At 63.3% G+C, this 12,492-nt stretch carries 13 protein-coding genes; 7 read left to right on the top strand and 6 right to left on the bottom strand.

Annotation, left to right across the window (positions count from 1 at the left end):
* The first annotated feature begins 88 nt into the window (after positions 1 to 88).
* Complete coding sequence (locus FJ867_RS28650; protein ID WP_181165184.1) at positions 89 to 259, top strand: hypothetical protein; 171 nt, start codon at positions 89 to 91, stop codon at positions 257 to 259.
* Positions 256 to 1,695 carry a GMC family oxidoreductase gene (locus tag FJ867_RS04140; protein WP_140816615.1) on the top strand — a complete coding sequence of 480 codons (1,440 nt, stop codon included), beginning with the start codon at positions 256 to 258 and terminating at the stop codon, positions 1,693 to 1,695. Before FJ867_RS28650 ends, FJ867_RS04140 begins: the two co-directional genes overlap by 4 nt.
* Positions 1,696 to 1,907: 212 nt before the next feature.
* Here FJ867_RS04140 and FJ867_RS04135 read toward each other — a convergent pair whose 3' ends face one another.
* From FJ867_RS04135 to FJ867_RS04125, 3 genes are all read right to left on the bottom strand, one after another.
* Positions 1,908 to 2,882 (bottom strand): amino acid ABC transporter permease, encoded by a 975-nt coding sequence (locus FJ867_RS04135; RefSeq protein WP_140559070.1) that lies wholly within the window; start codon positions 2,880 to 2,882, stop codon positions 1,908 to 1,910.
* Positions 2,879 to 4,183 (bottom strand): FAD-binding oxidoreductase, encoded by a 1,305-nt coding sequence (locus tag FJ867_RS04130; RefSeq protein ID WP_140816613.1) that lies wholly within the window; start codon positions 4,181 to 4,183, stop codon positions 2,879 to 2,881. Before FJ867_RS04130 ends, FJ867_RS04135 begins: the two co-directional genes overlap by 4 nt.
* Before the next feature lie 178 nt (positions 4,184 to 4,361).
* Positions 4,362 to 5,126 carry a transporter substrate-binding domain-containing protein gene (locus FJ867_RS04125; RefSeq protein WP_224519058.1) on the bottom strand — a complete coding sequence of 255 codons (765 nt, stop codon included), beginning with the start codon at positions 5,124 to 5,126 and terminating at the stop codon, positions 4,362 to 4,364.
* A gap of 315 nt (positions 5,127 to 5,441) precedes the next feature.
* Between FJ867_RS04125 and FJ867_RS04120 the strand changes: the two genes are divergently transcribed.
* Positions 5,442 to 6,062 carry an Lrp/AsnC family transcriptional regulator gene (locus FJ867_RS04120; protein ID WP_224519054.1) on the top strand — a complete coding sequence of 207 codons (621 nt, stop codon included), beginning with the start codon at positions 5,442 to 5,444 and terminating at the stop codon, positions 6,060 to 6,062.
* Positions 6,063 to 6,103: 41 nt separating this feature from the next.
* Here FJ867_RS04120 and phhA read toward each other — a convergent pair whose 3' ends face one another.
* Complete coding sequence (gene phhA, locus FJ867_RS04115; RefSeq protein WP_140728795.1) at positions 6,104 to 6,940, bottom strand: phenylalanine 4-monooxygenase; 837 nt, start codon at positions 6,938 to 6,940, stop codon at positions 6,104 to 6,106.
* Positions 6,941 to 7,077: 137 nt separating this feature from the next.
* Here phhA and FJ867_RS04110 point away from each other — a divergent pair, with 137 nt between their 5' ends.
* Complete coding sequence (locus FJ867_RS04110) at positions 7,078 to 7,554, top strand: Lrp/AsnC family transcriptional regulator (protein WP_140491470.1); 477 nt, start codon at positions 7,078 to 7,080, stop codon at positions 7,552 to 7,554.
* A 323-nt stretch (positions 7,555 to 7,877) separates the two neighbouring features.
* Positions 7,878 to 8,336, top strand: coding sequence for a RidA family protein (locus FJ867_RS04105; protein WP_140559074.1), 459 nt, complete (start codon positions 7,878 to 7,880; stop codon positions 8,334 to 8,336).
* 25 nt (positions 8,337 to 8,361) lie between these two features.
* Here the strand turns inward: FJ867_RS04105 and argB are convergent, their stop codons facing one another.
* Together argB and FJ867_RS04095 are read right to left on the bottom strand one after the other, a co-directional pair.
* Positions 8,362 to 9,255, bottom strand: a complete 894-nt coding sequence (argB, locus tag FJ867_RS04100; RefSeq protein WP_140816612.1) for an acetylglutamate kinase — start codon at positions 9,253 to 9,255, stop codon at positions 8,362 to 8,364.
* Positions 9,256 to 9,421: 166 nt separating this feature from the next.
* Positions 9,422 to 10,915, bottom strand: a complete 1,494-nt coding sequence (locus tag FJ867_RS04095; protein ID WP_140524235.1) for an amidase — start codon at positions 10,913 to 10,915, stop codon at positions 9,422 to 9,424.
* Between the two features lie 146 nt (positions 10,916 to 11,061).
* Between FJ867_RS04095 and FJ867_RS04090 the strand changes: the two genes are divergently transcribed.
* Together FJ867_RS04090 and FJ867_RS04085 are read left to right on the top strand one after the other, a co-directional pair.
* Complete coding sequence (locus tag FJ867_RS04090) at positions 11,062 to 11,601, top strand: sigma-70 family RNA polymerase sigma factor (protein ID WP_140662446.1); 540 nt, start codon at positions 11,062 to 11,064, stop codon at positions 11,599 to 11,601.
* A complete protein-coding gene (locus tag FJ867_RS04085; RefSeq protein WP_140524237.1) occupies positions 11,598 to 12,296 on the top strand; it encodes an anti-sigma factor in 699 nt (232 codons plus the stop codon). Before FJ867_RS04090 ends, FJ867_RS04085 begins: the two co-directional genes overlap by 4 nt.
* Positions 12,297 to 12,492: the final 196 nt, after the last annotated feature.

The following is a 12,492-nucleotide window of genomic DNA, read 5'->3' as shown; positions in this document are numbered from 1 at the left end:
CTTCGATGATGAAGCATGTGCCGTTCAGGGACCATGCCTGGATGTTCAGGGAACATGCCTGGATAGAGACCCCGTCGAGAGACCTGTCATGAGTTTCCTTATCAAGAAGATATCGCGCCGAATGATCATGCAGACGCTGATCGCGGTGCCTGCCCTGTCGCTGTTCCGCAAATTGCCCGATGCGGGTTCTTCCGAAGCCGCCCCCGATGAGATCGTCGAGGTCAATGGCTGGATCCTGAAGCGGAGCGACCTGGCATGATCTTCGACAGTTATGAGGCGTTTCGCGCCGCGAATTTCACGCCTAGGGTCTGCGTTCTCGGCTCCGGCCCGGCCGGCACCACGATCGCCAGAAAGCTCGGCGCCGCCGGCATATCGGTCGTGGTGCTGGAGGCCGGCGGCAGGGAGTTCAGCGACACCTCGCAAGATTTCTACCGCGGCACCACGGTCGGCGATTTCTATTTCGATCTCGATATCACCCGGCTGCGGTTCATGGGCGGCAGCTCGAACCACTGGGCCGGCTGGTGCCGCGTGCTCGACAAACAGGATTTCGAGCCGAAGGCGTGGGTGCCGGACACGGGCTGGCCGATCCGGCGCAGCGACATCGAACCGTATCTGGGCGAAGTGCGCGACATCCTGGAACTGCCGGATTTCCGGCCGGACGCGCCGGTCTCGGACGACATCCGCTGGGTGCAGCTGATCAAGAGCGGTGCCGTGCGCTTCGCTGAAAAATACGCCGACGAGCTCGACAAGAGCAGGAACATCGCTGTCGTGCTCAACACTTGTGCCACCGAGCTTGCCGGCGACGGCAGACGCGTGACGGGCGCCAGGCTGTGGTCGCAGGGGCAGGATGCCGGCTTCTTTAGCGCCGATTATTTTATCGTCAGTACCGGGGGGCTGGAGAATTCGCGGCTGCTTTTATGGTCGAACCAGCGCTCCAATGGCGGCGTCGTGCCGAACGCGACGGCACTTGGCCGCTACTGGATGGAACACCCGACCTTCCAGGGCGGCAACGCCATCCTGTCCGACTATGGCGCATTCGAGGTCGATGCGGTGAACGAGGCCTTCTTCTCGCCGATGCCGGCCGCGATGGAGCGGCTGCGGATCATGAATTTCGGCATCAGGCTGATCGAGACGCCCTATCCCGGCGTCAAGGACCTGATCGCGGATCTCGCCTGTACGGCGCCCAACATGGCGGAGTGGCTATCGGGCAGGCTTAACCAGAACCTGCGCTGCGCGGCCCAGCTCTATGTCGCCTGGGAGCAGGCGCCGCTGGCCTCGAATCGGGTCGAGCTGTCGAAGACCGTGGTTGACCACGCCGGCGTGCCGCGCATCGAGCTGCACTGGAAGAAATCGGACCTGGAGCGCCGCACGCTGCTCGAAGGGCTGAGGCTTTTCGGGACGACGTTAGCCCAGAAGAACCTGGGCCGGGTGCGTATAGCCGATTGGATTTCGAATGGCGGCGACTACCCGACGGACGAGGAGACGGCCGGTCACCATCACATGGGCGGCACGCGCATGGGCACCGATGCCGCCACAAGCGTCGTGGATGCCAATTGCAAGGTGCACGGCATGAACAATCTCTATGTCGGCGGCTCCTCGGTGTTCTGCACCTCGGGCCAATGCAACCCGACGACGACGATCACGGCGTTGGCCTGCCGGCTCGGCGAGCATCTCGGCAAGGTGGTCGCCGCCTGATCGTTCCGCAGCCCCGCGAAATCACCTCATCCCGGCAAGGCCGCGTCACATGATGGCGCCGGAGCGGCTTAAAAGCCGTTTATGGCGATGCGCACCAGCACCACGGCGGCAGCCAGCGAGCGCTTCAGCGCTTGAGGGATCGCCGAGCTCCCAGCTCTTTGCCTCACGCTATTCTGGACGGAAAACCGTGAGCAGTTTTCCTGGTATTGCTCCTACGCCCGCCGCTCCGACCGGCCGAAACGCCGTTCGAGATAAGCCTGGCCGAACTCCAGCGTGATCGACAGGATCCAGTAGATCATCGAGGCGGTGATCAGCATCTCGATATGGCGGAACTCCGTCTGGCCCATGGTGCGGGCGAGATACATGATCTCCCAGACGCCGACGACCGACACCAGGGACGAGTCCTTCAGCATGGCGATGAACTGGTTGCCGGTCGGCGGGATGATGACGCGCATGGCCTGCGGCAGGATGACCAGCGCCATGGTCTGGCCGGGGCTCAGTCCAAGCGCAGTGGCGCCTTCGCTCTGTCCGCGCGGAATGCTTTCGATGCCGGCGCGGAAGATCTCGGTCATGTAGGCGCCATAACACAGCGACAACGCCAGAATGCCGGCCGGCACCGCGCCGATCACGTAACCGACCTGCGGCAGGCCGAGATAGATGATGTAGATCTGCATCAGCAAAGGAAGGCCGCGGAACAACGAGGTGTAGAAAGTGGCCAGCCCGTACACAATGCCGTTTCCGGTCAGTTTGGCGATGGCGCCGACAAGTGCGATGGCTGTCGCGATCAGGATCGAGATCGCCGAAATGTAGAGCGTGGTGGTGACGCCCTGGGTGATCAGGAAGCCGATCTTCCTGGCGATGAAGGCAAGCGACAGGTCGAAGGAATAGAAGAACAGCATCAGGAGCACGAACAGTTCGATCCAGACGCCGACGATCTGCTGCCGCCGGGGCAAAAGCAGCAGCAGCTTGCAATTCACCAGCACAATGAGCGCGATCAGCACTGCGGAAAGCGCGCGCGACAGGGCAGGGTTGGCCTGCAGCCAGCCGGATGCAACTGGAATCACCGAGCCGATCCAGCTTGACTTGATGCCCATCGCGTAAAGGCCGGCGGCCAACAGCGCCAGCACGAGCGCCCCCACTGCGCGGCGGGTGATCCCCGGATAGAAGAGCATCAGCCTGCCGATCATGCCGTCACCTTGTCTTTCGTGGCGGCATGACGTTCTCGCCACCAGTCCTGCGCCTGCAATTTCCAGTAGGTGAGCTGCGCGGCCGCCAGGCCGGCGGCGCCGCCGGCCCAGCTCAATCCGAATGGCGCGAACTGCCGGTACCGGTCCGAAACGCCCAGAATGCCTTCCGCAACGATTTTTCCGGCGATGGCCGTGGTGTTGAGACCATGGCCGCCGAAAGCCGTGCAATACCAGACGCCCGGCTGCAATTCGCCGATCTGGGGCATCAGGTGACGGGCATAGGACATCAATCCGGACCAGGCCAGTTCGGTCTTGAGGTCCGCAAGCTGCGGATAGGTACCGATCATCTCGCGGCGCAATTCGCGCGCCAGCGCGTAGGCAGAAGCGGCGCGCGTGGTGATGCGCCCGCCCCACAAAAGGCGATTGCCGCCATCGACCAGCCGATAATAGTCGCCGGCCCGTCGGTTGTCGCCGACCGCGTCCGTGGTCGCAACGGCTTGCGCGATCAGGCGCGGCGCCGGCTCGGAAACCATCACATAGGTCGCGATGGGCAGGAAGGCGCGGTGGAGCTGACTGAATACCGGGCCGGTGTAGCCGCCGGTAGCCAGCACGACGCGCGGTGCCCGAAGCGTGCCCTCTCGCGTGCGCAGCATCTTTTGCGGCCCCGACAGATCGCATTGCACGACTTCGGAGCTCTCATGGATGCTGCCGCCAAGCCGCTCGATCTCATCGGCCACGGAACGCAGATAATTAAGCGGATGGATGTGAAAGGCTTTCGGGTCGCGCAGGCCCTGGTAATAGCGAGCCGATTTCAGCACCGAACGGACGTCTTCTCTGCGCAGATATTGAAGCTGGTATCCGTGGTCGCGCGCCGTCTGGTCGGCATAGGCCTTGAGCGCGTCGCCATCGTCGTAGCGCAGGACGCTGACCAGCCCGTCGCGCGGCATGGCGGCCGATATGTCGAGCGCCTCGATGGTGTGACGCACGAATTCGACGCCCTCGATCGACAGCCGGTGCAGTTGCCGGGCGGCCTCCTTGCCGACACGCGCGGCAATGGTGTCGTCGCCGGTGGCGAAGCCAGGCGTCACGAAGCCGCCATTGCGGCCGGAGGCGCCGAAACCGACGACGTGGGCCTCCAGCACAGCGACGCGCAGCCCGGAGCGCGACAGCTGCAACGCCGTGGTCAGGCCGGCCAGTCCTCCGCCGACGACGGCCACGTCACAGTGCGCCTCGCCGCGGAGCGGGGGCCTGATCTTCCGGTCGATCATGGTGCGGGCGTAGTAGGTGTCCGGATAGGCCATCGGCGACTTTCAACTGCATCCCGCTCGTCAGGAAAAGCGCGTAGCGCTTTTCCCTGGGGAATTGCGCAAGAACAAAGGTTTAGAGAGGGGTGGCGATTGTTTTAAACGCTGCACCGCTCCGGCATCTGACACGTGATGCCCGCCGGTCGCCGAGCGGCAGCCGGCGGGCAATCCAACGTCATTTGGCGCTGTAGTCCTTGCCGTACCATTTCGTGGTCAGCGCGGCGAGCGTGCCGTCCTTTTTCAGCTCGGCGATGATGCCCGAAACCTTTGCGGTCCACTCGGGATCGTTCTTCTCGGCGATGACCACGAGCGGTTCCCGGAAGGCATATTCCCCTTCGAGGATCTTCACGGGATAGCCGTTCTTGATGGCGTTCTGCGCCGTCTGCTCCGGCGCGATCACGGCATTCAGGCGGACGCCGTCGCCAAGCCGCAGGTCATCGAAGGGAAGCATGGAATCGGCGAAGGTGCGGATCTCGCCGGGCTCCAGCTTGTATTCGACGGGAGGCAGGCCGGGCGCGTCGATCTCAAGCTTGCGGCGGATGAAATCCTCCGAGGTGGTGGCCGTCTCGACGCCGATCACCTTGCCGTTGAGATCGGCGACCGACTTCGCGGTGCTGTCCTTGTGCACGACGTAGACATAGGGGCTGTAGTAATAGATGCCGACAAAATCGATCACCTTGGAACGGGCCTTGGTCGGCGTGACCGAGCCGACGCCGAGGTCGTAGCGCCCTTGCCAGCGGCCGCCGGTCAGGGTCGCCCAGTCGGGCGTCTCGAACGAGACCTCGACCCCCAGCCGTTTGCCGATCTCGCGCGAGACATCGATGTCGAAGCCGGCGAGCTCGTTGCTGTCATTGAGAAAGCTTTGCGGCGGCCAGGCGGCGTTGGTGGCGACGACCATCGCCTTCTTCGACGTGACGCGATCCAAAGTTTCTCCGGCCATGGCCGCCGTCGTGATCGCGAATGTCGCGACGGCAAGAATGGCGAAATCGAGCAGTTTTTTCAAAGTTATCCTCCCTTATGGATGCAGCTGAAATGACGGTACCTGCGTCGGGCACCAGTGGTTGTTTCGATCGGCCTCGTCCGCGACGTCTCCGCGGCGTACCGTGGCGTTCGGCTTGCGGATGCAAGTCCAACGCGGCTCGGTGTCGATTTGCGTCCATCGCAGCCGAAGCTGTTCCCCCTCATGGACTGGCGTTTGTGACAGTTGACACTCAGGTCGCGAAAAGCAGGGTTCCACCCGGCGAAATGCCGGATAATGGCAGCCATGCAGTCATTACGTGCCGTGAGGCGGCAAAATGCCGGATATTTGCGCCTTGCGCAGCCTGCACCGGCGGTTCCTGAGGATTGTCGCGGCGGTGGTTCAGCCGATAGGATCGCGCCGAGCGATTGGACGGGTTCCAGGGCGGATCGAAGGAGAGGATTGATTGTGGAATTGACCGAAAAAGATCGCCAGCTGCTCGCGCTGATGCAGAAGAACGCGCGTGAGCCGGTCGCATCACTGGCGCGTCAGCTCGGCGTATCCCGGACTGCCTTGCAGGAGCGCATACAAAAGCTCGAGGCGGGCGGGGTCATCGAAGGCTACGCGGTGCGGCTGACCAAGGAGGCGGCACAGAATTCCGTCCACTGTTTCACCTTCGCCGCCCTGAACAACAAGAGCTACCCTGACGTCTCCAGGAAGATCAAGGCGATGCCTTCGATCCAGGCGGTCTATGCCATAACCGGCGAGTGGGACCTGATCATCCATGTCGCGGCCGAGACGCTCGAGAAGCTGAACCGGGAAGTGAATGCGCTGAATGAAATCAGCGGCATCGTCAAAACCGCATCGCATGTGGTGATGGAGACGAAGTTCAATCGCAACATCTATGCCGCACTGTAGGAAGGGCGAGGTTTCGCTCGCCCCTGCCCATCCAAATCCGGCTACACAGTCGCCGGGTCGAGTGCGGGCTCGCCCATGCGGCGAGCGACGATCGCCCCGAAATCAGCGGTCTGGAATGTGTCGCGCAGCGCGTCGAAGGACGGCAGCACGAAATAGACGCGCTGGAACTTGTCGATTTCGTAGCCAGTGCGCATCACCGTTTCCAGGTCGAAAGGCGCATGGTGCGCATCCTTGCTTTCGACCGCGAACTGCAACTCCGTGAAGGATGACATCAGACCGGCGCCGAAGGCCTTCAGCGGATGACCACTCTCCTGCATGAGGCCGTATTCGGCCGTGTACCAGTAGAGCCGGCTGATCATTTCGTCGCCGCCGAGCGCGATGATGTCGCCGGCCTTCTGGCCATACATCTGCATGAAGTCGGCGAAGACCGGCTGCGACAGCACCGGCACATGGCCGAAGAAATCATGGAACATGTCGGGTTCGACGATGTAGTCGAGCTCCTGCTGCGTCCGCAGCCAGTTGGTGACGGGGAAACGGCGGCTGGCGAGATGGTCGAAGAAGGGCGCGGCCGGGATGAGCCCTGGCACGGCGACGATCTCCCAGCCAGTGAGCTTGCGCAACTTGGCACTGACTTCGTCGAAGTCCGGGATGCGGTCGAGCAGGCCGAGCTTGTCGACGCCGTCGAGATAGGAATGGTGGGCGAGCTTGCGCGTCAGTTTCGTCTGGCGGTCGCACAGTGTGCGCCAGACCGCCTGTTCCTCGGCGCTGTAGTCATAGCCTTGCGCCACGGTGAAATCGGCACGGCAGACCGAGTAGTCGCCGCGCAACCCTTGAGCCGCGCAGTCGCGGGCATATTCGGCAACGCTCATTGTCGTCATGGTTTTCTCCTCGCCAATCTTGAATTCCGGATGTGCCCGAAGTTAACCGGACTTGCGGAGGCAAATCGGTTTTGGTGATGGCCGGAATGAGGATTTTTGGATAACATCCACTCGGAATATGCCATAGCGGAGTGAAAATGCCTCAATTCGACGATTTCGAGATCAAGATGCTCGATATCCTCCAGCGCGACGGACGCAAGCCGGTCTCCGAACTGGCGCAGGAGATCGGCCTGTCGACGACACCTTGCGCGCGGCGCTTCGAGGCGCTGCAGGAGGCCGGCATCATCAAGGGCTTTGCCGCCGTGCTCAGCCGCCGTGCCGTCGGCCTGACGGTCGAGGTGTTCATCCAGGTGCGGCTGGTCAGCCACAGCGACGGTTCGCCCGAGAGTTTCATCGCCGCGGTCCAACGCATGGACGAGGTATCATCCTGCTGGACGATGACCGGCGACCACGACTTCCTGCTGCATGTCATGGTGCCGTCGGTCGACGAACTCAACGCCTTCGTCATGCACCGGCTGATGCGGCTCGACGGTGTGCGCGACGTCCACACGCAGCTCGTGCTGCAGAACATCAAGGGACCCGGCCACGTGCCGCTCGGACATCTGCGGCGGTGATGGCGCCGGCCAGCATGGGCGGATCACCCATGAAGAGGTCCCGCCATGAAGCTCGTTCTCCATGCGCTGGTATACGGAGATGGACGGCGGCTCTGGTCCGCGAGTCTAGGGATTTCTGACGCGCGATGGCCGGATGAAAGATGGCCGATTTCCGGAGCGCGCCACAGGACGCGGAAGAGCAATCGATGGTGTTCGAACGGACGGCATGGAAACCTGCCGTGCTCGCGGCCATGCATTCGCACCGCGCCTGACTTTTTCACGCTGGCCGTTATCAGGCTGCGCGCTACTTCCTGGAAGCAGAGGGTGTCCGGCAGGAGGAAGCGATGGAGCTTGTCACCCATAAAAAGATGAAAGAGGGCCGGCTGATGCCTTGGGGAAAAGGCACCGTCGTCAGCGGCGCCAGGGGCTATGTCTTTCTCGCCGGCAATACGGGCACGGCCGAAGATTACGACCCGTCGACGGGCAAAGGTGGCGCCGTCGGGGACGCGGCGACGCAATGGCGCTCCATTTTGACGACCATCAAATCGGACCTGGAGGAGCTTGGCAGCTCGCTCGAGCATCTCGTCAAGATCACCCAATATGTCAAAGGACCATTTCCGGACGGCGGCGTTCTGAGTTCCCCCAATTTCCGGCTGGACGTCATGGACGAATTCTTCGCCGCGCACTGCCCGAAGCACTGCAGCTACAACAATCCGCCGCCATCGGAGGTAATCGGGGTTGCCGCACTTGCGCATCCCGATCTCGTCATCGAGATCGTGGCGATCGCCGCTCTACCGGACTAGCGTCCGGCGCGACAGCCCACAAATGTCAGGGCACGATCAGCGTGCCGGCGCCGTGCTCGGTGAACAGTTCAAGCAGCACCGAATGCGGCGTCTTGCCGTTGAGGATGACGACGCCTTCGACGCCGCGCTCGATCGCCTCGATGCAGGTCTCGACCTTCGGGATCATGCCGCCCGACACCGTGCCGTCCTTGATCAGCGCCTTGGCCTCGGCGACCGTCAGCTCGTCGATCAGCTTCTTGTCCGTGTCGAGCACGCCCGGCACATCGGTGAGGAACAGAAGACGCGAGGCCTTGCAGGCGCCGGCGATGGCGCCGGCGAAGGTATCGGCATTGATGTTGTAGGTGTGACCATCGCGGCCGGGCGCCACAGGTGCCAGCACCGGGATCATCTCGGAGCGCGCCAGAAGGTCGAGCAGCGTGCGGTCGACCTCGACCGGCTCGCCGACGAAGCCGAGATCGAGCACGCGCTCGATGTTGGAGTCCGGGTCGATCATGGTCTTGCGCGCCTTTTCGGCGAACACCATGTTGCCGTCCTTGCCGCACAGGCCGATCGCCCATTCGCCCTCGGCGTTGATGAGTGCGACGATCTCCTTGTTGATAGAGCCCGCCAGCACCATCTCGACGATCTCGACCGTCTTCTGGTCGGTGACGCGCAGGCCGCCCTCGAATTTGGATTCAATGCCCATCTTGTTGAGCATGGCGCCGATCTGCGGCCCGCCGCCATGGACGACGATCGGGTTGACGCCGGACTGTTTCAACAGCGCGATGTCGCGCGCGAAGGCTTTGCCGAGTTCGCTGTCGCCCATGGCGTGGCCGCCATATTTCACCACCACCGTCTTGTTCTCGTAGCGCTGCATGTAGGGCAGCGCCCGCGACAGCAGGGCGGCCTGCATTTCGGCGGTGGCGGCGATGTCCGTCATCGGCGTGGTTCCCTGGCTTTTGATTTCATGCCTGTCGTTGCCCCAAAACCGCTGCGCATTTTTGGCGACATGCATCAGGTAAAGACGGCGGCGTCTTAGCGGGAATTGACGCGGGCCGCAAACGGCTTTGCTGTCATATTCGGGCGGCTCACGACCTCGTCATCACTTAAGGCACCATAAGCGGCGCCCTGCGGCCAAGCCAACCGGAGATCTTCTCCATCTGCGCGGCCAGGGACAAAAGCGTCTCCTCGTCACCGGGGCGGCCCGCGGCCTGGACGCCGAGCGGCAGGCCGGCTTCGGTGACGTAAACAGGGAGCGCGATGGAAGGCTGGCCGCTGACATTCTGGATCGCCGGCCAGTGAGTGAACCACAGGCTCTTGTCCATCAACTGGCCGAACAGCGGTTCGATCCTGAGCAGCGCCGTGAGGCGAAGCTTGTCGAGCATATTCTCGATGAGCTCGTCGGCACCCTTCGGGTCCATCGCACCGCAAGCGAGCGGCGGGTGGGCGATAACAGGCATCAGCACGGCGTCGTAACGCGCCGTCTCCGCAATCAGTTGCCGCGAGGCGGCATGCAGCCGCTGCAAGCCGGCATAGGTCTCGCCGGCCGAGACCATTTCGCCCAGTCGGCCGAGCACCCGCGTCGCGCGCTCGATGTCGCCGGTGACGGTGCGGCCGACGCGCACCGCCTCGGCCCGCAACATGCCTGCGACAGCCGAGGCAACCGTTCTGCAGAAATCGGCGAAGAAGTCGCGACCGATGGAGGGCAAATCGATTTCCTCGACGCTGTGGCCGCCCTCGCGGGCGAGCGCCACCGCGGTATCGAGCGCTTTCAGCGTCTCGGCCGAAATCGGCAGGCCGAGCGGAGAGTTCCGGTACATTGCGAGCTTGAGCTTGCCGGGATCGCGGGCGGCAGCCGCGGCGAACGCACCCTTCGGCGGCGGCGCGACATAGGGTGCGAGCGGGTCGGGGCCATGGGTGAGGTCAAGCAGCAGGGCGCAATCGCGCACCGAGCGGGTGACGGCATGGTCGACCACCATGCCGTACCAGCTTTCGCTCACCAATGGCGACAGCGGGACGCGGCCGCGCGAGGTCTTGAGACCGACCAGCCCGGTGCAGGCAGAAGGCACGCGGATCGAGCCGCCGCCATCTGAGGCATGCGCCACCGGCACGACGCCGGCGGCGACCAGTGCCGCAGCGCCGCCGGACGAGCCGCCGCTGGTGTGGCCGGTGTTCCAGGGATTGCGGGTGATGCCGAAGGCTTTTGATTCGGTCATCAGCCGCAGCCCGTGTTCGGGCGATGTCGAGGTGACGATGGGTGTCAGTCCGGCGGCGAGATAGCGTTCGGTCAGCACCGAACTGACCTCGGGCATCCAGGCGGGGATGCGGCTGCCGCCATGCGACGGCACGCCCTTGATGGCGATGCCGAGATCCTTGATGGCGAAGGGCACGCCGGCCAGCGGTAGGGAACGATCGATGCCCTTCGCCCGGCTGCGCGCCGCATCGTAGAGTGTCTCGGCCGTGGCATTGATTTCAGGCCGGCTGGCCTCGGCGCGCGCGATCGCCGCGTCGACCAGTTCGACCGGCGAAACCTCGCCCTTGCGCACCAACGTGGCAAGGCCGGTGGCGTCTTCTTCCCACAGCACTCGTTCGACCGACATGCGCGCTCCCCCGATCCAGGCAAGGTAACCAGCGGCCAATCCGTTGGCAATCGAGCGATGGAACGAGTGCGGCGCGGTGCGGAAAGCTTTGGGTGTACGGAAATTTGCGCCGTTGCAAATACATCGCAATCCCCTAATTTGCCGACATGACGCCACAGGAGATCAGCAATCTGATTGTCCGGACTTCGATGAAGGACCGGGCTTCGTTCGATCTGCTGTACCGGCAGACCAGCGCGAAACTTTTCGGTGTTTGCCTTCGTGTATTGAAGGACCGGGGAGATGCCGAAGAGGCGCTTCAGGAGGTCTTCGTCAAGATATGGACGAAGGCGGACCGTTTCGCCGTCTCGGATCTAAGCCCGATTTCCTGGCTGGTGGCCATCGCGCGCAACCATGCGATCGATCGTATCAGGGCGCGGCGGGAACCTGCCGCCTACATCGATGCCGCGCTCGATGTGGCCGATCCGGCGCCGGGACCAGAGGCCATGACCGTGGCAGGTGGCGAGTCCGAGCGCATCCACCATTGTCTCGAGGAATTGGAAAAGGGACGGGCAGCGGCTGTCCGGGGCGCCTATCTGAACGGCGAGAGCTATGCCGAACTGGCGGAGCGTCACGGCGTGCCGCTGAACACGATGCGAACCTGGCTGCGACGCAGCCTGCTGAAGCTCAGAGAGTGTCTGGAAAGATGACGCTGGTGGACGACGACGGACCGGAACGTGGAGGCGACGACCTGTTCGCCGCCGAATACGTTCTTGGCGTCCTGACAGCGGAAGAACGCCAGATTGCGTCCCGCCGCATCGATGGCGACGCCGCATTCGCTCGGCTTGTCGATGCCTGGGAGGCCCATTTTTCGCCCTTGGCCGTCGCCTATCCCGGGACAGAACCTCCGATCAGGGTCAAGGAGGCGATCGATCGCCGGCTGTTCGCCTCGCAGCCTCGCGCCGGCCTATGGTCGAGCCTTGCCTTCTGGCGCGGCCTTGCCGCCGCCGCCATCGCGGCGCTGGCGATCTACATCGCCTTGCCTTTCATCAACCCGCCGCTCCAACAACCACAGCTTGTCGCCTCGCTGGCCGCCGAAGGCAGCGACGTCAGATACCTCGTCGTCTATGACGCGGCGCATCATGAAGTCGGCCTGTCGCACGTTTCCGGTGAGCGGGCCTCCGGCAAGGACTTCGAACTGTGGGTGATCGTGGGCAAGAACGCGCCGGTTTCGATGGGCGTCATCCCGGCCGGGAAGGCTGCGCATGTGGCGGTTTCGCCGGCCGTGCAGCAGAAACTTGCGCAGGGCGCCGTGCTGGCGGTCAGCCTCGAGCCTTCAGGCGGTTCGCCGACCGGCCAGCCGACGGGACCGGTGGTCGCGGCAGGCGACCTGAAGGGCATCTGATGGCTCCCCGCCCGGACCGTCGCCTTACAAAATAGTGAAGTCTATTTTTGCGAAGATAACCGCGGACCAAATTCCCGCGGTTGGATCAGCCTATCCACCGAAATCACTGGACCTCATTCGGAAGAAAAGAATTCTTTCATAGAAAGCGAAACTAAGTTTTTCATGGCCCGTATCTCCTCGCGTTCCCAATGATGGG

Source organism: Mesorhizobium sp. B2-5-3, assembly GCF_006441005.1.
In the GTDB taxonomy this organism is placed as follows: domain Bacteria; phylum Pseudomonadota; class Alphaproteobacteria; order Rhizobiales; family Rhizobiaceae; genus Mesorhizobium.
Note: the sequence above shows the minus strand (reverse complement) of the source record. Positions and strands in the feature narration are given on the sequence as shown.